This is a genomic window from Psychrobacter sp. H25 (genome assembly GCF_059076335.1).
In genome coordinates this window covers 1,520,855-1,547,084 of sequence record NZ_JCACRV010000001.1, presented here as the reverse complement: position 1 = coordinate 1,547,084, position 26,230 = coordinate 1,520,855, and the positions used below count along the sequence as shown (strand labels likewise).

Annotated in this window: 24 protein-coding genes; 17 read left to right on the top strand and 7 right to left on the bottom strand. The window is 40.7% G+C overall.

Going from position 1 to position 26,230, the window contains the following annotated elements; translation table 11 throughout:
• Nucleotides 1–112 precede the first annotated feature (112 nt).
• The gene (locus AC5JPO_RS06230) at nt 113–1,111 is read left to right on the top strand and encodes an adenosine deaminase (RefSeq protein WP_493853543.1); all 999 of its coding nucleotides are present in this window, start codon (nt 113–115) and stop codon (nt 1,109–1,111) included.
• A 99-nt stretch (nt 1,112–1,210) separates the two neighbouring features.
• On the opposite strand, the gene AC5JPO_RS06225 is transcribed toward AC5JPO_RS06230, so the two are convergent.
• Entirely contained in the window at nt 1,211–2,011 is an 801-nt protein-coding gene (locus tag AC5JPO_RS06225; RefSeq protein WP_493853542.1) for an NAD-dependent deacylase, read from the bottom strand.
• Nucleotides 2,012–2,046: 35 nt separating this feature from the next.
• Here AC5JPO_RS06225 and AC5JPO_RS06220 point away from each other — a divergent pair, with 35 nt between their 5' ends.
• Nucleotides 2,047–2,406 carry a hypothetical protein gene (locus AC5JPO_RS06220; protein ID WP_493853541.1) on the top strand — a complete coding sequence of 120 codons (360 nt, stop codon included), beginning with the start codon at nt 2,047–2,049 and terminating at the stop codon, nt 2,404–2,406.
• Nucleotides 2,407–3,009: 603 nt separating this feature from the next.
• On the opposite strand, the gene AC5JPO_RS06215 is transcribed toward AC5JPO_RS06220, so the two are convergent.
• The gene (locus AC5JPO_RS06215; protein ID WP_443527192.1) at nt 3,010–4,479 is read right to left on the bottom strand and encodes an ATP-binding protein; all 1,470 of its coding nucleotides are present in this window, start codon (nt 4,477–4,479) and stop codon (nt 3,010–3,012) included.
• A gap of 1 nt (nt 4,480) precedes the next feature.
• Entirely contained in the window at nt 4,481–5,200 is a 720-nt protein-coding gene (locus AC5JPO_RS06210; protein WP_413190034.1) for a heavy metal response regulator transcription factor, read from the bottom strand.
• A 236-nt stretch (nt 5,201–5,436) separates the two neighbouring features.
• Here AC5JPO_RS06210 and AC5JPO_RS06205 point away from each other — a divergent pair, with 236 nt between their 5' ends.
• The 14 genes from AC5JPO_RS06205 (at nt 5,437) to AC5JPO_RS06140 (ending at nt 18,524) form a co-directional block, all read left to right on the top strand.
• Nucleotides 5,437–5,763, top strand: a complete 327-nt coding sequence (locus AC5JPO_RS06205) for a hypothetical protein (protein ID WP_189585232.1) — start codon at nt 5,437–5,439, stop codon at nt 5,761–5,763.
• A gap of 134 nt (nt 5,764–5,897) precedes the next feature.
• Nucleotides 5,898–6,176, top strand: a complete 279-nt coding sequence (locus AC5JPO_RS06200; RefSeq protein ID WP_201588556.1) for a hypothetical protein — start codon at nt 5,898–5,900, stop codon at nt 6,174–6,176.
• 105 nt (nt 6,177–6,281) lie between these two features.
• Nucleotides 6,282–6,899 carry a c-type cytochrome gene (locus tag AC5JPO_RS06195; RefSeq protein WP_240216053.1) on the top strand — a complete coding sequence of 206 codons (618 nt, stop codon included), beginning with the start codon at nt 6,282–6,284 and terminating at the stop codon, nt 6,897–6,899.
• Nucleotides 6,900–7,038: 139 nt separating this feature from the next.
• Nucleotides 7,039–7,674 (top strand): DUF411 domain-containing protein, encoded by a 636-nt coding sequence (locus AC5JPO_RS06190; protein ID WP_371532718.1) that lies wholly within the window; start codon nt 7,039–7,041, stop codon nt 7,672–7,674.
• Between the two features lie 118 nt (nt 7,675–7,792).
• Nucleotides 7,793–9,493 (top strand): copper resistance system multicopper oxidase, encoded by a 1,701-nt coding sequence (locus tag AC5JPO_RS06185; protein WP_493853540.1) that lies wholly within the window; start codon nt 7,793–7,795, stop codon nt 9,491–9,493.
• Between the two features lie 25 nt (nt 9,494–9,518).
• Complete coding sequence (locus AC5JPO_RS06180) at nt 9,519–10,676, top strand: copper resistance protein B (RefSeq protein WP_493853539.1); 1,158 nt, start codon at nt 9,519–9,521, stop codon at nt 10,674–10,676.
• Nucleotides 10,677–10,703: 27 nt separating this feature from the next.
• On the top strand, nt 10,704–11,189 hold the full coding sequence (locus AC5JPO_RS06175) for a DUF305 domain-containing protein (protein WP_290176789.1): 486 nt from the start codon (nt 10,704–10,706) through the stop codon (nt 11,187–11,189).
• A 476-nt stretch (nt 11,190–11,665) separates the two neighbouring features.
• Nucleotides 11,666–11,899 carry a DUF5676 family membrane protein gene (locus tag AC5JPO_RS06170; RefSeq protein ID WP_443526904.1) on the top strand — a complete coding sequence of 78 codons (234 nt, stop codon included), beginning with the start codon at nt 11,666–11,668 and terminating at the stop codon, nt 11,897–11,899.
• Nucleotides 11,900–12,039: 140 nt separating this feature from the next.
• Complete coding sequence (locus tag AC5JPO_RS06165; RefSeq protein ID WP_290176788.1) at nt 12,040–14,709, top strand: copper-transporting P-type ATPase; 2,670 nt, start codon at nt 12,040–12,042, stop codon at nt 14,707–14,709.
• A 77-nt stretch (nt 14,710–14,786) separates the two neighbouring features.
• Nucleotides 14,787–15,059, top strand: a complete 273-nt coding sequence (tatA, locus tag AC5JPO_RS06160) for a Sec-independent protein translocase subunit TatA (RefSeq protein ID WP_240216650.1) — start codon at nt 14,787–14,789, stop codon at nt 15,057–15,059.
• 58 nt (nt 15,060–15,117) lie between these two features.
• Entirely contained in the window at nt 15,118–15,489 is a 372-nt protein-coding gene (gene tatB / locus AC5JPO_RS06155) for a Sec-independent protein translocase protein TatB (protein ID WP_240216649.1), read from the top strand.
• Between the two features lie 113 nt (nt 15,490–15,602).
• Nucleotides 15,603–16,319 carry a twin-arginine translocase subunit TatC gene (gene tatC / locus AC5JPO_RS06150; protein WP_443526905.1) on the top strand — a complete coding sequence of 239 codons (717 nt, stop codon included), beginning with the start codon at nt 15,603–15,605 and terminating at the stop codon, nt 16,317–16,319.
• A 147-nt stretch (nt 16,320–16,466) separates the two neighbouring features.
• Nucleotides 16,467–17,759 (top strand): ATP-grasp domain-containing protein, encoded by a 1,293-nt coding sequence (locus tag AC5JPO_RS06145; RefSeq protein WP_240216647.1) that lies wholly within the window; start codon nt 16,467–16,469, stop codon nt 17,757–17,759.
• Nucleotides 17,760–18,101: 342 nt separating this feature from the next.
• Nucleotides 18,102–18,524, top strand: a complete 423-nt coding sequence (locus AC5JPO_RS06140) for an ion channel (protein ID WP_371532716.1) — start codon at nt 18,102–18,104, stop codon at nt 18,522–18,524.
• Between the two features lie 120 nt (nt 18,525–18,644).
• Here the strand turns inward: AC5JPO_RS06140 and AC5JPO_RS06135 are convergent, their stop codons facing one another.
• Nucleotides 18,645–19,142: a hypothetical protein gene (locus AC5JPO_RS06135; protein ID WP_493853538.1), complete on the bottom strand. Its 498-nt coding sequence runs from the start codon at nt 19,140–19,142 to the stop codon at nt 18,645–18,647.
• Between the two features lie 264 nt (nt 19,143–19,406).
• Between AC5JPO_RS06135 and AC5JPO_RS06130 the strand changes: the two genes are divergently transcribed.
• Entirely contained in the window at nt 19,407–19,796 is a 390-nt protein-coding gene (locus tag AC5JPO_RS06130) for a DUF6122 family protein (protein WP_290176786.1), read from the top strand.
• 209 nt (nt 19,797–20,005) lie between these two features.
• Here AC5JPO_RS06130 and AC5JPO_RS06125 read toward each other — a convergent pair whose 3' ends face one another.
• Genes AC5JPO_RS06125 through AC5JPO_RS06115 form a run of 3 tightly spaced genes read right to left on the bottom strand, consistent with a single transcriptional unit; the run spans nt 20,006 to nt 26,198 of the window.
• Nucleotides 20,006–20,599: a hypothetical protein gene (locus AC5JPO_RS06125; protein WP_290176785.1), complete on the bottom strand. Its 594-nt coding sequence runs from the start codon at nt 20,597–20,599 to the stop codon at nt 20,006–20,008.
• Nucleotides 20,596–23,661 carry a tyrosine-type recombinase/integrase gene (locus AC5JPO_RS06120; protein WP_443526827.1) on the bottom strand — a complete coding sequence of 1,022 codons (3,066 nt, stop codon included), beginning with the start codon at nt 23,659–23,661 and terminating at the stop codon, nt 20,596–20,598. Before AC5JPO_RS06120 ends, AC5JPO_RS06125 begins: the two co-directional genes overlap by 4 nt.
• A complete protein-coding gene (locus AC5JPO_RS06115) occupies nt 23,661–26,198 on the bottom strand; it encodes a hypothetical protein (RefSeq protein ID WP_371532714.1) in 2,538 nt (845 codons plus the stop codon). The genes AC5JPO_RS06120 and AC5JPO_RS06115 overlap by 1 nt, the downstream gene beginning before the upstream one ends.
• Nucleotides 26,199–26,230: the final 32 nt, after the last annotated feature.

Below are 26,230 nucleotides of genomic sequence, written 5' to 3'. Positions count from 1 at the left end.
AATAGAGCCTCTAGCGATAAATAATGCCTGATATATGTACGGTTGGAATACAGTACAAGAATATATAGCATTGATGACAAGCACGTCTCGATAACACCATTATTGGAATACTATGATTGAATTAATAAAGAAACTACCAAAAGCTGAGCTACACCTACATATTGAAGGGTCATTGGAGCCTGAGCTGATGTTCAGACTGGCCAAAAAGAACAATGTGGAGATTCCTTACAAAGATATAGAAGACGTACGCAACGCTTACAACTTCACCAATTTGCAAACCTTTTTGGATATCTACTATGCGGGTGCAAATGTATTACTTACCAAAGACGATTTCTATGATTTGACGTGGGAATATATTTTGAAGTGTGTCGAAGACAATGTCGTTCATACAGAGATATTTTTTGATCCGCAGACACATACAGAGCGCGGCGTGCCATTTGATGCGGTAATCACAGGTATCAAAGACGCATTGGCAGACGCTAAAGAAAAGTATGGCATCACTTCTTGCATCATCATGTGTTTCTTGCGCCATTTATCGCAAGAAGAAGCATTTGAGACCCTAGAGCAAGCACTAGATTATAAAGATGACATCATCGGGGTTGGTCTTGACTCTTCAGAATTGGGTAACCCACCATCGAAGTTCAAAGAAGTCTTCAAAAAAGCCAAAGAGGAAGGCTTTAAACTGGTAGCGCATGCAGGCGAAGAAGCAGATTTTTCATATATTTACGAAGCACTTGATCTGCTAAATATCAACAGAATCGATCATGGTGTACAGTCTATAAAGAGCCCAGAGCTGATGCAAAGGCTCAAAGATGAGCAAATGCCGCTGACCGTTTGCCCAAACTCAAACATCGAATTGAGAGTGTTTGATACTTACAAAGAGCACAATATCAAAGAACTCTTAGACTATGGTCTCAATATCAGTGTCAACTCAGATGATCCTGCGTATTTCAAAGGCTACGTAAATCAGAACTTTATCAATCTACACGAGAATCTACCGATAACAGAAGAAGATATTGTCAAACTGGTAAAGAACTCTTTTAGATCTGCGTTCATCAGTGATGAGCTAAAAGAAGCCTACTTAGCGAAAGTTGATCTAGCGCTGAATTAGGCGTTCCAGACTTTTTAGTTGAGAAGGTTTAACGGTTTATATAAATCGTTAAACCTTTTTTATTGTCTATCTTGCGATACTACTGACCAGTAGTAGCTATTATAAAGACGTAATCTCTTCTATAAGTAACGGCAATATGATGCCAGCCTTTTCTGCTAATGTGATATCGACTATGGTATTGGGTGTTGGATCGGGGTTTATCTCAATGAGTTGCGCGCCGTTTTGTTTGGCTAACTGTGATAACCCAGCAGCAGGGTAGACTAAGCTTGAGGTACCGATACTGATGAACACATCACATTTGGCAGCTGCCTTTTCTGCAGTCTCCCACGCCTGCGCGGGCAACGCCTCTCCGAACCATACAATATCTGGTCTAATATAGCCGTTGCAATGTGGACAAGTAATCAGCTCATCTTCAAAACTTACAGTATCTTGGCCATCGTATGATGCTCTTAATTGATCTTGGTAGGGTATCTCACACTGTCCACAACGATTGCGCCATATATGACCGTGTAAGTGAGTGAGCGTACTGCCTGCTTGCTCATGCAAATCATCGACATTTTGGGTGATAAGGGTCACTTGCTGATCGGAGGTTTGTGCATGATACTGCCACTGGGCCAGCGCATGATGTGCTGGGTTAGGTACTTTGTCTGCGACTATCTGTCTGCGCCACTGATACCATGACCATACTAGCTCTGGATCACGCATAAAGGCTTCAGGTGTGGCTAAGTCTTCGACACCGTAGTTTTCCCACAGTCCAGTTTGTTTATCTCGAAACGTAGGGATACCGCTCTCTGCTGAGATGCCAGCCCCAGTCAAGATACAGATACGTGATTGTGCTGCCAACAGTTTTGCTGCACGTTTTACTTCTGCTATTAACGCTGGTGATAATTCTGCTAACATGAGCCAACCCTTGCTAATAATGGATATTTTTTCTTATGATAGACGGAATTTGGTGGCTTGTCATACTGTTTGCGGTCATTGCAATCTTATGGTTTATTGCAAAGTCCCGCGGAGTAAAGACAAGCAAAAAGAGTGGTAACCAGTCAAAAAAAACAACATCTAATGATGCCTTGCACAAGACATCCGCATTATTAAAGCAGTATTTCCCTGATTACAACGTTGCCCGTAAGGTGAATCATTTGCTTATTAGCAAACAAGGTAAAAAGGTTGCGATGATTACTATTGATAAGAAGGTTGCTGCAAGTCAGCGCCGTCTAGGAGATATGCCAGTGATTAACTATCACCGTGTACCCAGCCGTGCTCAACTGACTGCCAATTTGCAAGAGGCAGAGTAGGCTTGTATAAAGTATATGGACACAGCAACGCCAGCACTTAGAAGTATTACCTTGCTATGTACTTATCTGTAGCAGATAGTGGATGTCATGCTAAGGAAAGGTAAATACGATAATTGGTGCGCTCGGCGGGAATCGAACCCACGACCCTCGGCTTCGGAGGCTGGAACCACCATATTTCGTTAAATGACTTTGATGTATATAAACCTACTATACATTATAAATAAAGGGATAGGAAGGATTTTATGCCATGACGTTTAGCGTATTTTAAAGTATTTTATAGCAACATTGATATCAATTTTGGTCACTAGTTAAGTATATAATTAAATCATTTTTTATAGTATTAATGTACGTATTTTATACTTAACTTTTTCAGAAATTACTGATTAAGCGAATTATTAACTCATCAAAGTAATATTGGAAGAAATTACTGTAGAAATGGGCTGCTATAATTTCGAAAAAATAGTCAGGTATTTCAGCCGTAGTTTAGATCTTAACGATTTTTCGAATGCGTTGAAGAAACGGTTCTGGACTACACTTGCAAATACTCTGATATTGAGTTTTTGACAACAACGTTTTGAGTTTATCTTCTTTTGATTTACCTTGTTAAGCCATCAATAATCCTACAGTAACCTCAAAAAAATACTCATCTTTGATAGTGATACCAACCGTACCTTTATGTGCATTAGCGATAGCCTGCACGATAGACAATCCCAACCCTGTACCTGCATACTTATGGCTAGTTCTATCATGACGATAAAATCGCTCGAATAATTTATCGGCTTGACTCTGATCTAACGGTTTGTCTAAACGATTGGTTATCGTTAGTCTTAACCATGGCTGCTGTGAGGGCCGAACCTCGTCTTCTGCTACATTAATTGAGGTGGTTGAGGTGAAGACGGTAGCGGATATCATGATAGTACTATCACTAGCTGCGTAATAAATGGCATTTGACATCAGGTTGGCAAACAGCCGTTGCAATAAGCCTTCATCACCTAATACTCTTTCGAAATTACCCGATTTCTCAAAAATTATCCCTCGATCTTCTGCAATCATTTCATAGTAATCAACGAGCTTTGTAATTAAGCTGACTGTATCCACGTGACTGATTTGCGAGTCACTTAATCCTTTCTGAGTTTTTGCCAGTAGCAACATATTGTTTATCATAGCCGACAGCTGCTCTAACGTATCATGCTGATGATGTAGCTGCTCAATGTATTCATCGCCAGCTCTTGGCTTAGTTAACATGACCTGCGTTTGTGTACTAAGCGTCGCTATTGGCGTACGTAGCTCATGAGCGATATTGTCTGAAAATCGTGACAAAGATTCAAAGTTGCTTTCAAGCTTGACCATCATCGAATTATAAGACTCTGCTAGTGGCCGCAGTTCTAACGGCATATCGTCAACCCCAACTCTTTCGTCTAACCTTTGGAGGTTTATGCCTTTCATTTTTTGTACGATAGTGGCCAGAGGAGCAAAACCCCAATAAACACTTAATGCCGCTACTGAAACTAATAATAAGGTGATGGCAGTAAGTATCAAGCTCAGCTGGCGATTGAACTGGATAAGATATTGATGATGCACATCGATAGGTAATGCAATAAACGCCAAAACCTCTTGATTTGGAATAATAATTGCTCGGTAATGCCTATTATTTATCTTGATCATAAACTGCTGATCGTGATGATCCTGCCATAGTGATAACAAGCTAAAATCGGGCGGTAAATTATGAATGAAATTACTAGGGTCACTGGATAATAATTTGCCTTTTTTATCTGCTACTAAGGTTTTTAAATCATAATCTAGCCAAGAGGAATGCAAGTGATTGTCATTAATGAGTGATTGGGACTTTGACACTGTGAATGGTTCTATGTGATCGTTAACATCAATCATGCGTTTGCGCAGGTTAAAAGCCGCATGGGTGATAATCTCTGAGTCCATTTGCTCAAAGTGTCCACTCACAGAGCGCTGCACCCACGCATAGATGATGACCTGAGAGATGATAACGAAGACTGTCAATAAGAAAATAGTTCGCCATAGCAATGACCAGCGCCGATTTTTGAGTTTATAGTTCATGCTATTTAGAATAGTCTCCGTCCGCACCACTTTGGACTTCAGTAGCTAGCGCCTCCAATCGGTAGCCCATACCGCGCACAGTATGAATCAGCTTTGCCTCATGCTCATCATCTATTTTTATGCGAAGACGCCTTATCGCCACATCAATCACATTGGTATCATTTTCAAAATTCATATCCCATACTTGAGAAGCAATGACTGAGCGAGGTAGCACCTCACCTCGGCGCTCTAATAAAAACTGTAATAATGAGAACTCTTTTGCCGTGAGCTTAATAGCCTTGTCTTTTCTATGCACAGTGCGCTTGGCAATGTCCATTTTAAGATCCGCTATTTGCATAATCGTACTTTGATAATCGGATTGATTGGCACGTCGTAATAAGCTTTTGATTCTAACGATCAATTCTGCAAACGCAAAAGGCTTGGTTAAATAATCATCGCCCCCAATTTCAATCCCTTTTATTTTGTCACTTAAGTCATCTTTTGCCGTTAAAAACAGCACGGGAGTACGCTTACCTGCCGCTCGGTAATTGCGCACCAGCTCAAAGCCACTAACATCAGGTAGCATGACATCCATCAGTATCACGCTAAACTCTTCCGTCATCAATGCGTGATAGCCATCTAAACCTGTTATGTGATGATCCACAATAAACCCAGCTTCCGTTAAGCCTTTTTTTATGTACTCGCCAAGCTTCAACTCATCTTCTACCAGCAGTACTTTCATGGTAATTCCTCAGTACGATTATAATTATTTAACGTTTTAACCCACACAGATGACAAAATTGACTGCTAGCTGACAAAGATGTCATCTGTTCGTAATCAGATTGTCAGTCTTCATTTGCTAATCTGTATGAATGAAACATAGTTGTTCATACCTAGCGACTATGAATTATTTTCACAGGTAATCAATTCAAATATCTAACAACTTAAATATCTAACAACTTACAAAAGAGGTTTTACATGAAAACATATGGTTCATTCAAAAAAGCAGTACTGCTATCGGCTTCTGTACTTATTGGTATTACTGCGGCTAATGCGCACACTACCGAGCTAAGTACGTCAGTCATCAATAACTGTGATGCGGTTACTGACTTTGCAAAAAACTTGGATCACAACGATGCGCAAGTTTCTAGTACGCAAATGAAGCGCTATAATGATGCACGAGTGGCTTGTGAGATCGAACACAAAGATCAACATTTACAGTCTGAAAAGTATTTCGTAGATAAGTATGGACGTGATCGTGATTCTAATGCTGCCTCAATATTAAATGAATACAAGCAACATTAAAAACTAAAAACAGCAAGATGACAATATTGTAATCTTGCTGTCATCTCTCTGTCAGAATCAATGAAGTATGCTTTAAAATAACTTAACATCCCAAAGATTTTTTGACTTTATACCAAATCAAATAAGGATTTACCATGTCATTATTCAAATCAATGCCACTATCTAAATCAATCGTAGCCACTGCTATAGCCTTAGTTGTTTCAACGTCAGCTTTGGCGCACGACCCAAAAATGCATGCGCAGAAAGATCAGATGAACTGTGAAAAGATGGAAAAACACATGGATATGATGGGAAAAATGGATCATAGCAAAATGGATATGAACGATCCTGCTATGAAAGCCATGATGACCAACATGAGCAAAATGAAAGCGATGTATCAAAAGCACTGTGTTACTAGTAAAAGTGACTCTTAGGCATTGATCTTATAGAAGTGGATCGTAGAAATTCAATATTATTGTTAGATGGTTTTGTCGAGCAGTAATTGGATATTAACAAAAATGGATTTTTAGGACAAACCTATGAAGTTTTTACTAGGAATACTGTTTACCGTCTTTGTCGCGATTGTGGGTGTTTTTATTGTAGTGACGAGTGGCATGATAAATATCGGCGCTGATCAAGCCCATAGTCCACTGGTTTACAATTTTTTAGAGACTGCCCGCACGCGTTCAATAGCGAATGCTAGTAAGGACATTACGGTTCCCAACTTAGAAAAGACAGAAATGATCAGCTCGGGCGGTGCCGATTACAAAGATATGTGTGCAGGTTGTCACTTGTCTCCTGGGGTAGAAAGCACTGATTTTAGCGCCAGTTTATATCCTAAGCCGCCAAGTTTTACCAATGTTGACTTGGTTGAACGCTATAAGACCGATGCCGGTGCTCAGCAAGCTTTTTGGGCCATTAAACACGGCATTATGGCATCAGGTATGCCAGCATGGGGCGCTTCGCACGATGACGATAGAATGTGGGCAATGGTCGCTTTTATCAGATCGTTACCTGACTTAGATGAAAATCAATACACCATGCTAACGACTAGGATAGACGATGATATGTTGGACATGTCATTTGATGGTGAGATGGATATGTCTGGTGATGGTGAGATGGATATGTCTGGTGATGGATCCGGCATGCAACATTGATTATTCGTAAGAAATGCAGTACTCAAGAGTGCTGCCTTTTGCGATTTGAGTTTTAAGCTTTACCAATACCACTTTGGTCAGTGTTACGGCTTTAATTTTTATAAATTTGATCGTCAGATAAATGCTCAGGAGTGATTTTATGAGACGCTATACCAATATATTTTCTAGTGAACACAACCGGTTATCTGGTCGTGTTCTTTTAGTGATGATGACATCTTCACTATTATTAGCGGCTTGTAGTCAACCTAACGCTGCTGCTGACTCAACACCAGCGACTGAGCCAACTACCGCTACGCAAACCGCGCAAACAGAGCAACCAAAAGCGGAAATAATGCCTGTCAGTGCTCATTCAGACACCCAGCCAACTATCCTAAAAAATATCTCAGTCACCGTTTATAAAGATGCCAATTGTGGCTGCTGTAAAGAATGGGTCGGTTATGCCGAAGGTCATGGCCTAAATGCAACCGCACAGAACGTCGAAGATTTGTCCTTGTTTAAAGAGCGCTACAGCGTACCGCAGCAGATGCGCTCTTGTCATACCGCTGTCACTACTGACGGCTACGTATTTGAAGGTCATGTCCCTGCCAAATATATGGCACAGTTCCTAAAAAACCCACCAAGTGATGCGATCGGTCTTGCCGTACCTGGGATGCCAGTTGGTAGCCCTGGTATGGAATATCAAGATAAATTTATGCCGTATAAAGTGATGCAGCTTAACAAAGATGGCTCAACAGCCATTTATGCAACCATTGAGTCACCGCAGCAGCAATTATAGTTTGAGTGACGTTTAAATAGCTTATCCAGCTCTACTAATGGGCTGTCGAAGACATAAGCTTGACTGATAAATATATAGACTCAACTCCCATTTCATGGATTAAGTTAGGTAAATAATTATGAACAAGAATATGCTTAACCGCAGGCGTTTTTTGACAGGGTCCTCTACTCTATTAGGGGCATCCATGCTATCCACACTGCCATCTATTGCCAATAGTGCGCTCGGTAAAGGTCAACAAAACGTAGCCGTCAACAGTGATAAATCTGACCATATCGTACCTATCCTAACCGGTAATGAGTTTGACCTGTATGTCAGCAAAAAGCCCGTTACTGTCAATGGCAAGTCGAGTATGGCAACCCTCATCAATGACTCACTGCCAGCGCCAACGCTAAAGATGCAAGAAGGCGATACCGTGACCATCCGTGTCCATAACCAGATGAATGAGTCGACCTCTATTCACTGGCATGGCTTGCTCGTCCCATTTGAAATGGATGGTGTGCCAGGTATCAGCTTTGATGGTATTCCTGCGAACAGTACCTTTACCTATAAATTCAAACTGATTCAATCGGGTACGTATTGGTATCACTCCCATACTGGCTTTCAAGAGCAAACTGGAATGCGCGGCGCTATCGTCATTGAGCCTAAAGGCCGCGAACGCCATCCAGTCGCCGAAGATCACGTGATTTTATTGAGTGATTGGACACACCGCGATCCGCATAACTTGCTAAAGCTATTGAAGCAGCGTGCTGACTTTGATAACTACCACTTGCCAGATTTTAAAAAGCTGCTGTCTGATATTGCCGCAACAGATCTAGAAGCCGCTTATGACAAGCGCAAAATGTGGAATAAGATGCGCATGATGCCGACAGATTTCACCGATCTGTCTGGTGAAAAAACCTTTACCTACCTTATGAATGGTAAAACCACCGCAGCCAATTGGACACAGCTAGTGAAAGCGGGACAGCCCGTCAAACTGCGCTTTATCAATGGCTCAGCACAGACGATATTCGATGTGCGTATACCGGGTCTGAAAATGACCGTCGTCTCAACGGATGGCAATGATGTCGCGCCCGTTGCGATTGATGATTTCCGTATTGGGGTGGCTGAGACTTATGATGTCATCGTCACGCCGACCAAAGATGCACATACGATATTTGCCCAAAACATCGATCGTTCGGGCTATGTCGCGACCACGCTTGCGACCAAAAAAGGCGCTCGTGCTGCAATACCTGCTATGGATAAGATCGAGTGGCTGACCATGGCTGATATGATGGGTGCGATGGGTGATAAAGGCTACAAAGCAAAGCACGCCAAGACCGAGTATGACTTTAAATCTGATATGCGTGTCGACAGCCCACGTATGAACCTCGATGACCCCGGTATTAACCTGCGTGAGATTGATAGAAAGGTTTTAACTTATGACCAATTACGCTCCGTGGATGAGCAAGTATTGGCAGAGCAGCGCAAGCCTACTAGAGAGATCGAATTACATCTGACTGGCAATATGGAACGCTATATTTGGGCGTTAGATGGTGTGATGTTTAAGGATGCAACGCCTGTTAATATTAAACCTAACGAGCGCGTGCGCATCACCTTAGTCAATGACACCATGATGAACCATCCGATGCATTTGCATGGTATGTGGAGTGATTTGCGCACCCCATCTGGAGACTTTCAGGTACGTAAACATACGATTGTGGTGCAGCCAGCGCAAAAGATTAGCTTCGATGTGACGGGTGAAGTTGGACGATGGGCGTGGCATTGCCATCTGCTTTATCACATGGAAGCCGGTATGTTCAGAGAAGTTGCCGTCGTTTAACAAACCTTCGAATATGAGGCTTATTATGAAAGTATCTAAGAAAAATCTGCCATTCATTGGTTTGTCATCGCTAGTCTTGCTCACATCATCGTTTGCAACGGCTGCTGATATGTCGAATATGGATCACAGCGGCATGGACATGTCAGGTGATATGTCTGGTATGGATCATAGCGGTATGGATATGTCAGATATGGATATGTCTGGCATGGATCACAGCGGTATGGATATGTCAGGCGATATGTCTGGTATGGATCATAGCGGCATGGATATGTCAGGCGATATGTCTGATATGGATCACAGCGGCATGGATATGTCAGGCGATATGTCTGATATGGATCACAGCGGCATGGATATGTCAGGCGATATGTCTGATATGGATCACAGCGGTATGGATATGTCAGGCATGGATCACAGCGGTATGGATATGTCAGGCATGGATCACAGCGGCATGGATATGTCTGGGATGCAAGGCGGGCAGCCGCCAGCCGATGCTCGTAGTCCAGACTATTCAAATGGGGTTCCCTACGGGCAGTATGGTAAGCCAATGATGATGGGCAGCATGCCATTATGGGGAGTATCAGTAGACGACTTGGGCTATCAGTTTGATGAGGATCAAATCAACTTCGAGGCGACGGGTTGGTATGGTACTGACAGTAATCGTATCAGGCTACGCACGGAAGGTAGTGCTCAGACTAAAGATGATAAAGAAATCGATAGCTTGAGCTCGCTTGCTTATTGGAAACCACTGAGCATTTTCTGGAATGGTGAAGCTGGTGTCGCTTACGATACTGAAAACGATAACGCTGCCCTTATGGCAGGTATTGTCGGTACCGCGCCGTATTTTATCGAAACAGATGCGAGAGCCTATTTATATACCGATGGTCAACTTCGTCTTGATTTAGGCGCAGAGTACGAATGGCGTTTGGATCAGCATTGGGTGGTCATACCGGAGGTGGGACTGACTGCCTTTAGTAAAGATGACCATGATAATGGCATTACCAAGGGCTTTAATGAAATGGAAGCCGAGGTTAGGCTGACTTATGAGACGTTCAGTCGCCAGCTAGCCCCTTATGTGGGTGTGAGTTATGAGACAGCGCTTGGCAAGGCTCGTGGTCAACGACGTCAAGAAAATGAATCGGTTGATAGCAGTAGTTTGACTGCGGGGGTCAAATTCTGGTTCTAATATTATTAAAATAATAGGGGATATACTATGAATGCTTCAGATCAAAACACCATGGATCATCAACAGGGCATGAACCCTTATGTAAAGTTCACTCTGATGATTGTGACGTCTACGATTGTGATGTACATCATGATGTATTTCAATACTTATGAATGGGATCATATTTATTTTAGTGAAACCCGAGCTTACATGGCGCTCTACATGGGTGCCGGTATGGCAGTGGTCATGTTGGCATTTATGACGAATATGTATAAGAAGACCAAAGTCAATTTAATGATCTATGGTCTAAGCGTATTGATGTTTGCTGTTGGTATTTGGGGTGTTAGATCACAAGCAACTGTCGATCAAGTCGATTGGATGCAAGCGATGATACCGCATCACTCGATTGCCATTCTCACTAGTAGTCGCGCTGATATTGAAGATCCGCGTGTACAAAAGCTTGCTGACGATATTATTAAAGCGCAAAAGCGTGAAATCGCTGAGATGAAGCAATTGATTGATGAGCTTGAATAACGATCTATACTGATAGGAATATTTTAAACAAATAAAATAATGGTCTATCAAATGATAGACTTAAGCATATAGGTCTTTTTATTCAAAGCTACTTTCACTACAGAATCAAAACATTGCTCATGAAAAAGCAATAAAAGGCTGAGTATGCATGGTTCACTTTCCCTACTGGCCTTCTGGCTGCTGCAATTGTTGTCTCTTTTAGTGCTTACTCCTATATCAAAATCTCTAACGCTTACCCGTCAGCTGGCGGTGCTGCGACGTACTTGCATCAAGTATATGGAGACTGTTTGACGACCGGTTTTAATGCTCTACTGATGTAATTTTCTATAATTATTGCGCAAAGCTTTCTGGCTCGGATGCTCGGGTCATATACCATACCGTTGTTTGGTAGTGACGAAAGCGGTGTATAGCATCCACCAAGGAGAGTCAAGATAAACGAATTGAATTCAAAAGCGAATACTTTAAGAATTGGTCCTGTGGGCAATAGCGTTTCTCTGTTTCTGCTCATTAGCTATCTCTTGTGCATAGGCTTTGGCCTACTCGCACCTGAGCAGATAAGCATGCATGAGGCTTGGGCACCGCTGCTACCTGGTTTTGAATGGCTGACATGGTCAGGTTTCCTAATTGGATTTGTCGAATCCTATCTTTATGGTTGGTATTTTGCGATTGTGTTTGTACCGCTATATCGCTGGTTTGCTAAAGCAGGATGAGTCTAGCGTAGCCATTGAATCTTCGGCTCAGATAGGTCAGCTATGCTGAGAAAGACGAACAGTGCACCAATCTTGAATGGGATCAAAAGCTAGCGACTTAGCCCTAAACTATCATTGCAATCAATAACGGGAACATAGTCATGAAACACGATACGACAAAAAATACTTCGGACAGCGAAGCCCCTGATTGCTGTGACAGTACAGCGAATACAGGCATAGAATCTAATAAAGATACCACTTACGATAAGGTGCCAACTTGCTACAGTGGAACCATTTATACCTGTCCGATGCATCCGGAAGTCAGAGACATTACAGATAGAGGCTGTCCCATATGCAAAATGTCTCTTAAACCTGAAGACACTGTTGCCGAGATGGTAGCAATGAAAGATGACCATGCAAGCTGCCATAGCATGTCAAATACCGATGCCCATCCTACTAAAGAGAGTAATTACGACAAAGTACCTGAAAATTATAGCGGAACCGTTTATACCTGTCCTATGCATCCAGAAGTGAGAGATGTGGAAAAAAGCGATTGCCCAATATGCGGTATGTTTCTCAAACCTGAGAACGAGGTTACTGATGAAGACAGTCATGCACACTGTCATGGAAAGGATACTTCTAACAGCACTGATGTAAAATCTATCAAAGGCGGTAAATACGACAAAGTTCCTGCTGATTATGATGGCACGGTCTACACCTGTCCTATGCACCCTGAAGTCAGAGATGTTGAGAATAGTGGCTGTCCAATATGCGGCATGGCACTTGAGCCTGAAACGCTTACTATCGGTGAAGAAGATACCTCAGAGCTCGATGATATGACTCGTCGATTCTGGGTTTGTACAGTACTGACTGTACCGCTATTAATATATGTGATGAGCGGTATGTTTGACGTAAACGTAGTTAATTTCAGTCAGTATGGTATCTCATCACAGATCTTACAATGGGCTGAGTTAGTGCTTGCGACCCCTGTCGTGCTTTGGGGCGCCGCCCCGTTTTTTGTCCGTGGTTGGCAGTCTATAAAAAGCCGCAATCTCAATATGTTTACTTTGATTGCGATAGGCGTAGGCGCTGCTTATATTTTTAGTATTGTCGCGACCTTTTTTCCCAATATTTTCCCAGACAGTTTCAGAGACGCTAATGGTCAAGTCGGTGTGTATTACGAAGCGGCAGCTGTCATTGTAACCTTAGTACTTTTGGGTCAAGTATTAGAGCTCAAAGCCAGAAGTCAAACTTCAGGCGCGATTCGAGCATTGCTTGAGCTCGCACCGCCGACTGCAAGACGTGTCGATGAAAATGGCAACGAAGTCGAAGTCTCGCTTGATGAGGTCGTCACTGGCGATAAGCTACGGGTTAAACCGGGTGAGAAACTACCCGTAGATGGTACAGTGATCGATGGCAATAGTAATGTTGATGAATCAATGGTAACGGGTGAGCCAATCCCTGTGTCAAAAGCACAAGGAGATACGGTTACTGGCGGTACGGTAAATGGCACTGGAACGCTATTGGTCGAAGCGGTCAATGTTGGAGCAGATTCGGTATTATCCAAAATTGTACAAATGGTTGCCGAAGCTCAGCGTAGCCGCGCACCTATACAGAAATTGGTAGATAAGGTAGCTGGGTGGTTCGTACCGATCGTGCTTATCTGCTCCGTCATTACCTTTATTGTCTGGGCGATATTCGGCCCTGAGCCCGCTATGGCCTTTGCACTGGTCAACGCTATTGCAGTGTTAATCATCGCTTGCCCTTGTGCTTTAGGACTCGCCACACCTATGTCGATTATGGTCGGTACTGGCAAGGGTGCTCAGAATGGCGTGCTTATCAAAAATGCTGAAGCGTTAGAGAGTATGGAAAAAGTCGATACTATTGTCGTCGACAAGACCGGAACACTGACCGCTGGTAAGCCCGAGCTTACTGCAATTGACGCGCAGGTAGGTCAAGATGAAGACGAGTTCCTCGCATTGGTAGCCGCAGTAGAAAGTGCAAGCGAGCATCCTTTAGCAGAAGCTATCGTTAGAGCGGCTCAAGAAAGATCACTCATTATTCCTAAAGCTACTGACTTTAATTCGACTACTGGCGAAGGCGTACAAGCCGTGGTCGATGGTAAGAAAGTCGCTATTGGTAACTCTAAGCTTATGGAAAGCCTAAATAGTTTTGATAATGAGCTGTCCATTAAAGCTGATGTCCGTAGAAAAGACGGTGAAACGGTAATGTTTGTGGCTATAGATGGTAAAGCTGCTGGTATTATTTCAGTTGCTGACCCTATTAAACCAAGCACCAAAGAGGCTATTTCACTGCTTCATGACGCGGGACTAAAAGTCGTCATGCTAACGGGTGATAACGAAAAAACCGCGCAGGCAGTCGCCAATAAATTAGGTATCGATGAAGTCCATGCCGACGTCTCACCAGAGGACAAAAACCGTATCGTCAAAGAGATGCAAGATAGCGGTAAATTGGTAGCAATGGCAGGTGACGGTATCAACGATGCGCCCGCACTAGCGCAGGCTAATGTTGGTATCGCTATGGGAACGGGTACCGATGTGGCGATGGAGAGTGCGGGTATCACCCTGCTAAAAGGTGATTTAATGGGCATTGCTAAAGCTTATAAGCTTAGCCACGCCACCATGCGCAATATCAGACAGAACCTGTTTTTTGCCTTTATTTACAATGCACTTGGTGTCCCAATTGCCGCAGGTGTGCTCTATCCCGTATTTGGGCTTCTACTTAGTCCAATGATAGCAGCGGCAGCTATGAGCTTGTCGTCATTCTCGGTGATTGTTAACGCGCTTAGACTACGTAGGTTGGACTTGTGATATGAATGTTAGGAAAAATTGTCAAAACGTAATGCCCAATACGGGTTTTATTAGAATTTAAAAATAAGGATACTGTTATGGGTAGTTTTTCTATTACACATTGGCTGATTTTGTTAGTAGTCGTAGTGGTTGTATTTGGTACCGCTAAGCTCAAAAACGCGGGTAAAGATTTAGGCGGTGCGGTAAAGGGCTTTAAAGAAGCGGTAAAAGATGAAGAGACCGAGCATACTCGCAAAAACCGCGCACTTAGTCATGAAGGCAATCTGCCAGTACCAGATACTGACTCAAATACACAGGCTGATGATATAGAAATCAACCCTGCTACCACTGATAATAAGCAGAAAGTATGAAATGCGCCGCTATAGATGGCGATACTCAATAGCCTATTAATTAATATATTTGTCTGTTATGTTTGATATCGGGTTTTCCGAGTTACTCTTGTTTGGCGTCATAGCCTTAATCGTATTGGGCCCAGAAAAACTGCCGCAGGCCGCACGTACGGCTGGGCAATGGTATGCCAAACTGCGCCGTACAGTATCCATTTTACAGTCTGAAATAGAAGCTGAGCTTGATCTGGCTGAAACGCGCCAACAAATGCAAAATGAGCTTGCAAAAATTCGTCAGACTGAGTCAGATATGAAGCGTGAACTAGCAGAGATGCGCGGTAGTATGCAAAAGTTTGAAGACTCGCAGAATCAAAGCTTAGACGCTTCACATCAACCAACCGATCCTCATCAGCCAAATATTTCTTCTTCACCTATAGAAAAGGTGAATGAATGAGCTTATTTAAACGCCAAAAAAATCGACAAAAAAAGTTAGCGGATACAAATATTAAAGCCCCAGACACTGCCCATAGTGATGAGGCTGATAATGTGCTGAATGCGCTCAGTGATATGCCTATTACTGAACACTTGATTGAACTACGCAAGCATCTCATCAAAATATGCGTAGCCGTTTTGATTGTTTTCTTAGCATTGGTAGGGTTTTCGCGTGAACTCTACAACCTTTTATCAGACCCTCTAGTTGCACAGTTGCCTGCGAACTCGACTATGATTGCCACTGACATTACCTCAAACTTTATGGCACCTATTCGCTTGACAATTTTCGTTGCTGCATTTGTAGTGATGCCTTATATTCTGTATCAAATTTGGTCATTTATAGCTTCTGGCTTATATAAAAAAGAGAAGAAAATTGCCATTCCTGTGCTGTTTTCTTCGATATTTCTATTTTATACGGGTGTTGCCTTTGCCTACTTTGTGGTACTCAAAGGCGTATTAAAGTTCTTTATCCTATTCGCTCCGCAGAATGTCATACCTATGACCGATATTGATAGTTATCTGAGCTTTGCACTCAAGTTGTTTATGGTGTTTGGACTGACTTTTGAGATTCCAGTGGTTACTTTACTATTGATAATGTTCGGTATCGTATCCACTCAGAGTCTAGAGAGTAAGCGCCGATATATCATTGTTGGTTGTTTTGCTGTGGCAGCTGTAGTTACACCACCCGATGGTGTCTCAATGCTATTGCTAGCGATTCCGATGTGGCTACTGTTCGAGTTAGGTTTGTTTTTAGCAAAAGTGCTAATCAAAGAAGAGCATAAAACTGTTTAACCTCGCAAAGTAGCTATGGCGCACAATGACTATTTTATAAAACAACTATAAAAACAACCTTATCTTAAACATTTCAAATACCTTTTTTACTTTGGCTGTCTTCTAAACCTTATCAGCATACCCACTAAACTTAGTAATGAGATTTAAATGGAACACCTAAGCAATAACCAAGATAAAGTGAATGACAATCTTGCAGATCAACTTAATAAAGAGTGCTATTGCCGTACTTTAGATCGTAAAGTACTTAATACTAGCCTTCAAAATCAATTGTCAGACACTAGAGACAACCCAATAGGAGCTAATGAGCTTAATAAAATTTTTTCAGCAACACCGGTGTTTGTCCCCAAAACAGAGATAGAGACAATGGTGCGAATTGTCGCAGCTATTGAGTCGGCTGCTAGACTTCCATCTTACCAACAGCAAGTATTGTCATGGGCACCCAAAATTGCTGCTTTCGATCCAGGGCCAATAGGAGCCTTTATGGGTTATGACTTTCACTTAGGTAGCGATAGCCCTCAACTTATTGAGATCAATACTAACGCTGGAGGCGCATTTTTAAACGTAGCACTTGCCCGCGCACAAAAACAATGCTGCCACCCTTCCGAGCAAAGTGCTGATACTACTAAAATGCTTGATGGCTTTGAAGAAGCCGTCACTAACATGTTCATACAAGAGTGGCAGCGACAATCGGCTACTGCCATGCCTAATCGCATAGCTATTATCGATAATGATCCCAAAAGTCAGTTCATGTATTTAGAGTTTCAGCTGGCTTGCCGACTACTTCAAGCTAAGGGCATTGATACCGTTATACTTGATCCGTCTGAAATTAACTATGTTGATGGCAAGCTGACAGCGCATGGTAAGCCCATTGATATGATCTATAATCGGTTGGTCGACTTTGCATTTGAAAACCCTAACCACGCCGTGCTTAAAAGTGCCTATCTAGAGGGTGCGGTAGTAGTAACGCCTAATCCTCATGTCCATGCTATATTTGCGAATAAGCGCAACTTAGCCTTACTATCCGATCCGCAAACTTTGCAGTCGTGGGGACTAGATAATGATGATGCAAAATGTCTAGAAAGGGCAGTGCCAACTACCAAAATGGTTATAAAAGAGGATGCAGCAGAGTTATGGCGTACTCGGGGACAATTGTTTTTTAAGCCAGTTGCTGGATATGGAAGCAAAGGCGTCTATCGCGGTAGCAAGCTCACTCGACGCGTTTTTGAGAACATTCTGGATGAGGATTATATTGCACAGACCTTTATACCTGCTACAGAGCGATCAATAAAAATCGATGATGTTGTGACGACCAAAAAAGTAGATATACGTCTTTATACCTATGCAGGACAGCTGTTACTAACTGCTGGGCGTATCTATCAAGGTCAAGCGACTAATTTTCGCACACCAGGGGGTGGATTTGCGCCTGTTTTCCAAGTGTGATCATTTGGGTTTGGCTTTTAAGCAGTGTTTACTATTTGGATTATTCTAAGTACTAATGCAATAATCAAAATATCATGCTGAACTGGAAAAATGATGATTCAACTCTTTATTCATTACTTTCTGCATCAAAATAATTGGCTTAGGATCACTATATCCGATACTGAATAAAAGGGATACGTTATCTTATGAGGCGAAACGGGCATAAGTTTTTCTGGCTTATTGTGCTTACACCGATAGGAAGAAACAACTACAGTTGATAGATAGAGCGTGGTAATCTGTGCCGTTCCTTCGACTATAACATGACTTTCTTGAAGAGGGTAAAAAGTGGTTCTGGCAATCATAATGGCAGCGATTCTGATCGCTGTCTGCACGACAATACATTACGGCGCGTTAAAGTTCTCGTCACAGTTTGTGACGCCGTCTCGCCGTCTAGGACACTGTCTTGGGGTCGCAGTCGGCTCAATCGTACTTGCCCATACGTTCGAGGCGTTGCTCTACGCTGCTGGCTTCTGGTTTGCTGTGCACGACCTTGAGGTCGGTAACCTCGTATCGTCCTCATCTAGCGATGGTAGCTCTCTTAATTTTATGGACTACTTTTACTTTTCGCTAGTCAACTTCACAACGCTTGGGCGAGGCGATCTCATGCCCAACGGACATCTACGATTCATGACTGCTATGGAGGCTTTCCACGGTTTCCTATTGATTACAGTATCCGGAACCTTTGTTCTTCAGATCATGAGTGGTAAAAAACCCCTTTCAAATTAGCTAAACGCCCTCTCAACGATATATCGAGCAGAGTTTCATACCTCAGGTCAGGTCAGGTCAGGACATGGATGTTGACTGTTCCGGAAGCGCTTTGAGAGAATGTGGTTGTCTTTACTCGATCTACTCGCGTTCGGTACGCTTCGAAACCAGCCACCTAAGGAACATCCATTTGACAGCGTAGATTAATATTATCGGAATGACCATCCACTGAAAGAGCGGCAACGCACCTATGCTTAGTAACGGAACATCAGGCATCAGACCACTATAATTCCACCTTTGGCCAGCTCCAGTTGCCCAGTATTCAAAGAGTATTGTCACAATCAGGCCAACGCCAAGGTATATCGATAAAGTCGACAGAAGCCACTGCTTTGAAATCCAGAACCAGTCTTTTACAAACAACGCCCCAAGCACGTAGGCGCCAAAGGCAATATTGGCATCACCGAAGGTCGCATGTGTACAAAGCCAGACCACCTCCCAGTGGCTCGCTTCTGCCATGCCTGAGAAGAACGGTACCTGTGCCATCTCCCAAAAAAAATGGAGAAAGAAACTTACGCTCCACACCATCAGGGCAAGCACAGCTAACGCTGCTGCTCGGCACGATTGGTTTACAAGAGTCATAATTCCTCCAAAAATAGCCATAGCAATAAATACAGTTGCATGTTTACTCGTTCCTCATTACCAGACCGAGTTACCGTTTACTGGCGTCTCTCAACGGTAGATTAGCATGTTACCTGCTGCGCGTGTTTATCACGGTCAGATGACCAACTTCCGTATGCCAGGTGGTGGATTCGCGCCTGTCTTTCAGGTGTGAAGGTATACCTCAGATCGTGTATGATACTCTTAGAACACTTTCTAAAACACCCTCTTAAATCGGAAAAAGCGATGACTCAAACCGTTATCCATTATTTTCTACACTTTGGTATGCCGTTTATCATCGCCTATATGTTTTTTCGTAGTGACTATAAGCGAGTTTATTTGATCCTATTAGCAACCATGCTAGTTGATTTAGATCATCTGCTAGCGACACCTATCTTTTCGCCCAATCGTTGTAGTATTAATTTCCATCCGCTACATACTTATTATGCGATGGCAGTATATGCGGGCATGTTGTTTTTACCAAAGCCCTATAAGGTAATTGGTTTAGGGTTATTACTACATATGTTGACTGATTTAAATGACTGCATAATGACCTATATTAATTGTCCGCAGTGTTTGAGTCAGGCTCCTGCCCGTGAGTTGGTAGCGTGGTTAGGCAGAGCTATTAAGTTTTAATACGGTTGTGAATACATCCCTTTGTATCTCTCTCATAAATCATCTCTTTAATGACTCCTAGAAGTAGATATATCGCTATCCAATCCTGAATAAGTCCTCGCATTAGATCGCTTGTGTTCCAATTCGAGGATTAAGGTTGTCTAGCTTGTTACTCTAAGCTTAGTGAGATAGCTCTGTTTCTAATCAGGCATAGCGGAAAGAACTAACCGCTACTTCTTTAGTTTAGTATGACTATTCAATGTGCCACGTGTTGTATCAAGCAGATCGGCGACGTTATTTAATAAAATGTAATCTTTTGGGGTTTTTGATTCCCTATTGAATATTTCACTCCATATCTGACTTTTATACTCTTGCGTTATTGTTTTAAGACTTGGATACATAAGCCCAGGTTTAGCTAACGAGAGTATTGATATTGCTCGGATAAAGTCCATGTATATAAAGTCAATCACATCCTGATCAAATTCTTTCTTAACTTGTTTCTTATGCTCAGGCTTAGAGTCTTTTTTAGAGGTTTTATAACTTAAGAAAATAGTGTTGTTGTTATTAAGATCTTTTAGGTTAAATACAGGTAAAAAACAACCACCAATGAGTAAATACTCATTCACATCATTATTCACTAACGATACATTATGAATAGGTACACTGTTATAACAATCAAACTTAGTATGCATAGATTTAATATAGGCTTCTTGACCACCAATTAAGTAGGCTTTCACTATTAGCTTATTTAGTTGGCTAGCCAACGGATGAAGACTAATTTTAGTGCTATTGTTAATGCTGATAGACTTTGCTGACAGATTCATGGCTTGTGATCTCCTAAATTAATTCTTTGCCCTATCATAATGAAAGCGTAATGACAGAAAATTTGTAAAGTTCTAACGGTCCATTGCTTGATTGGGAGATTTGATTTCTCTCTATTATTAAGCCTAGTCTGCTCAGTTTGGCTAGATAGTGATAATTCAGCACGGATCTTCTTTTTGTATACGTTGCCGTTCAATTTATCTGCTACATTACAATTTTTTATTTGAGATGAGGCAAGTAATTTCATTACAGGTTGCCATTCCTTTTTATCGTCATCTTTAGCTTGTGCATAATGGTATATTTTTAAATTAATATTCTTCTTTAAGACTAGTTGTCTCAGTATTTGTATATAACTATATAGATCCAGAGCTTCATTAAAACTAATATGATTTTTGTAGTATTGAGAGTTCGTAAGCGTAAGCCCTACAAACTGAAGCATAGGTTCTCGATTGTCTTTTATCTTATATAAGTCACGAAATTTATTGGTCATCTGCATGAGCATGTGGTTGTCTTCAGCATACCTATCGAGAACTGGTAATAAACTCCTGTTATCATCAGAGGCAAACAATCTGGAATTACCGTGTGTGGTTTTAAACGCAGAATCGTTTCTGAGCCGTCTAGCATTCTCAAGCCACATTTCAAAAGTATTTTGATCAAGTTTATAAACATCCATTTTTTCCTTGAAATCTTCCTCTCTATTATGTACCTCTAGAATCTGACGAACTTCATCGAATGAGTATCTTTTTGGCTTTGTAGATTTTTTATCTGCTCTCTTTAGTCGTTTACTATGTTTTGGTTTAGGCAGTGGTTTAAGTTTGAGCTTGTTAAGCAGATAGTCATTAACTGCAACAGGTGAAGCGGCTAACTGCTTTTTCAAACGTCTAGGAATGCTTATTAATTCATGGTGTTTAGACGTTAGGTGGTAATCCATATGCCAAAGTAACAATCCAATCTGAATGTCAGTCAAATGAACATAAGATTCAAAAGTGGTACTAGGACTGGCATGACCAGCAACCCCTGCTAAGGCATAGATTTTTTTGTATTGTAGTGATGTCTCAATATAAGCTAATATTTCACAAGACTTTTCTTCGTCATAAGGTAATAGGTCTTTTAAAGCCTGAGTACATTTGTGTCCCTTAAAATTATTAGCTTGGTCATACATAAATGACATTAATTGAAAATTAGTCAAAAAGCTGTGTCTTAGATGATGAGTCGTAAGATGAGGAAGTCCTGTAACAGTTTTAATTAACTGAGATAAAATTTTAGATAAATCACTGGCACGATAAGCCATACCCGCTTGGTTAGCGATTAAGGTGTCACCTTTACCCTCACCACGAATAAGCTCGACTTTTCTAAAAAACAACATATCTGAATCTGTCAAAAGTTGTTCTAACAACGTCCGTCTTAATGCAGAACCCGTTTTATTATTACCATATTTGTTGTCACGCACCTCTAGATAAGCTGAAGTTATAGCCACATCTTTTAATCTAATCTTAACTATCTCACCTATTCTAAGTCCACAGCGTTGACCTAAAATCAGAGCGAGCTTTACCGCTTCTAGCTCATCTTTAGTCATTTCAAGATTGTCAGCACTGCTAAGAATAGCCTGAAACATAGTTTCTGAAAGATAACCTGTCCTATGATGTGCTCTCTTGGTAGACGAAAGAGGTGCAATAGGTTCAATATTATGTTGATTAACTAAATATTCATGAATCTCATCAATACGAGTAGCAATAGTATTCTTAGCGTCTTTTGACTTCCCAAGTTCAATAAGTTCGCTATAAAATTGAATATAATCCTCTTCAGTGTGCTCCTCAAGAGCAACACCCTGCGTCAGAGATAACCAACGATTCGTAATAGTGCCGCTGTAAGTCTGAACACTACTTACTTTTTTGCAAGTTACTGTTTTCGTCAGTAACCAACCTACAATTGCGATCTCACTTAAAGGAGCATCGCTCGTGGATAAACGTTCATATAGCTGTTTGAGGCCAGCTGAGAATGTAGTCATTGAGATTTTTTCATCTTTATTCTTTTTGAATAGCTTAGCAATCTCGACAGTGATAGTAGGGTTAGCTTTTCTAGGCTCTACAACGACATCGTTATGATACTCAATGCTAGTAGTTACATTGGCAAGGGTCTCATGAGATATGTTAAAGATTAGAGACTGCCAATTGGCTGTTGACAGACCATAGGTAGAGTCCCAACCAATTAATAGATACCAAGTATGTTCTGGCAGATCTAAAAATAGATAATCTTCTAAAACATAGACTGCACCTATTAAAAACTTCTTTAAAGTCATAGATAGTTGGTTTTGACTAAGAGATTTAGTCATCTGCAATGTTTGGTATAGCTTATGAATATCAGTACTAAGCGATACCTTTTTAGTCTTGCCCTTTTTGTTATAGAGCTTAATTAAATAGCTCGTTAATGGCGATAAAAAGACTTTTACTTCATGTACAGCTGTTGAATCGTTGTAAGTGTTAGTATGGTAGCTATCGTCATCAATAATGAGTGTTGTCACAGGCAGTTCAAATATGCTTTCTATAGTTAATGATTTGTCACTGATGCGAGATATAAGCGTTTGTAATATTAGCTTTTTTAATACAGCACTATGGAAAATTAACGATAGCATTAAATCTGTGATAGTAAGCTCATAAGCTTTGCTAGCTATACCATCTATCCAATACAAATAAAAATCTAATATTTGTTGGTTTTCAGAAAAGGTTACTTCATTTCTAAAAGACTTTGGACGGTATGAGGTAACAATAAGCTTTGGAAAACCAATATCAATGTCCTTATTTTCAATATAATCTTGACAGCACTTTACTGCTTCGTTATATCCTTCTACATAACCAAGATAGCCCTGAAAATGTTTGTTTTCTAATAATCTTTTATCAAGCTGCTCCCACATAGCATTAAATATTGTTTGAGGATCATTTGATGCAATAATTTTGTCAAAATCTATAGACTCTCTAACTATTCGTTTAGACAAGTTTTTACGCTTTAAGGTTTCTTTGCTTCTATTCTCTGCACGCTCCTTGATACCTGATTTACGCTGAGCCATTAATTATTCTCCAAATAGATAATTTTAAAGCCGTTATACTCAAGTATTTTATTAAGCTCATAAGCAAACCTGCGCAACTCACTTCTTTTAAGACCACTATGCTTATCGTAGTAATCGAAACCAAGTTCATCAGCATGCCCCATCCAAGCTCCAATAACATCATGACCAAAACTATCAGATAATGATGAACTGCTTTTAGCAGAAAAGATTCCAACTTCTGGGCTTTTATATGAGCGTATAAAATGACGATGCCAGTTTGACGGTAACTCTAAAATCCTAGATAGTCTTTCTTGAATAAATGTTTGAGTGAGACTGACTTCAGTAATAGTATTAGTTTTTTCATCCAGCTTTAGATAACTGATAAGTCCAATATTGCTAGCAAGAATATTTGAATAAATATCGCATAGACTATTATCTAGATTATTTAAAATAAAGACATTTGTCTTTAAATACTTGATGTACTGCTCAATCTGATGATTTGCTATATCAGGTAGATAAATATATCTACCTCGAGTATGTTGGCGGTTTTCCTTGTCGCTGATGAAATATTTCTTGGTTCTAACATCTATATCTATAAGCCTACCAAAAGGTTCACGCACTGGACGATAACCACTTGAAACCGATAGCAAAATATATAAGTAATCAGTAAAGGTATTATGTAGGTCAACTATAGATCTAGAGTTTAGGGTATTCCTATCTAGCAATGAAGAATTGATCCGAGTGATTAAATCGCTAACTATAGATGTTAAGCGGCCTTCTTGTACGGCTAAAACACTACCTATCTGTTTGTCCCAGTAATTTATTTCTCTATCATCAGGTAATTTAAAAAATAGATATTCCTGATTTTTTTTTGATTCATCGTTGACCTTATCAAATGTTATTTCATACAAATGCTCATTAAAGTCGTCCTGGCAAAGGAATAAATCTAGTTGGCTAACATTGAAATAAGGAAGTGCCGAAGAATGGTGTATTGGTTTACTAATTAGGACATTGATTAAAGCGTGATCTCGTCCACTGTGTATAAGGAAGTGCTCTAAATAATTCTTAATTTTATTAATAGTTAATCTAGTTTTGCTTTTCTTATTTAGAGCTTTTAAATTTTCATTAGCCTTGTTTCTAATTTCTTCTAGATCCTTTATGCTTATGTCATGTAATAGATAATAGTGTATATCACCAATAACGGTAGGGTAGATAAGATGAAGGATGGAACTATTTTCTGCATATAGTTTAGAGTCCCAGCTTTCTTGAGCTTTACTACGAGTAGGTGTGAATTCCAGTGGATACCGATAGCACAGGTAACTCTTCTTTAAATCTTCGGATATTAATAATTGAGGTCTACCTGTCAATAGAACTATTAGTAAATACAAAGAAGCTTGATGGTCCAGATCATATTCAATATTTGAAGGTTTTTTTTCGCTGTTCTCATTATCATTTATCCTTCTGAGATCTAAACTCATCAGATTTCTCAGCAAGTATTTGACTAAAACCTGTATTTCATCAGCATGTGCAACATTTACATCAGTTACCTGACTTAAAGTCCGTTGATGTCTACAGTTAACTTGTTGTTCAGCTCTAATTTTATCTAAATAGTAGTTTGTAGGCTGCTCGAAACTGACTTGTTCAAATGATTGCTCTTCATCGTCTTGTCGTTCTCGATCTTCAAATCCGTTTTCTTCGCTAGTATTTTCTGATATGTAGGTAAGATCGCTAACGGTATTACCAGTGATGTCATCCTTATCTTGTAAGATAGTTATAATCTTATGAGTCTCAGTCGTTACTCGGGTAATACCTGAGTCATTTTTAAAGTAGTTTTCGAGTGGTAGGATATACTCATACAGATATTTGGCTATACGTTCGTTAATCTCAAACTGAGCATCGCTAGAGAATAATGAAGCTCCTGCGCTTAATAGCTTATTCTTATATCTTCGCACCTCTAATTCGAATGTTTTTGGAGATCTATTTAGCCATCTAGTGTAGTTATCATCTTCTTGCGTTTGAATAAGACGCTCTTTAATATCTTGCAGATTTTTCGACTGAGTGACGTCTGGTAAAAACGGAACTAAAAATTCACGAGTTTTGTTCGTTAAAAATCTGCATTCATCGAGCGTAGTTTCAATTCGACTATCATAGTCAGTTAACTCAACCATCCTTAAACATAGAAAAAAGTAGACAGCACGGATAGTATTTATTTTAGACGAGTCTGCTCGATGGATTAAAAAGGTAATTAGATAGAGCTCTTTTAAATGCAGATGAGGCTTTCTAATATTTTCTAAAAATACTTTATGAGCAATTCCATTTTCGTATATCTGTAATTCATGCGTCTTCGTCAAATTACTATCCACATCTAATGTTTTTATCCATTCAGACAATGTTCGATACTCATCTTTCAATTCTGATCTAAATTGCTCAGGTAAGGTATCTTTTAAAAATTTTAGCTCGATAAGTAATATTTCAAGATCATGGCCATTAGCGAAATCAAGGAGATTTAGCTTCAACCAATCCTTAATATTTGTAGAGTTACTATCTTTACTAGCCATTATTCTGCTACCGTTACAAGGCATTCAAATAA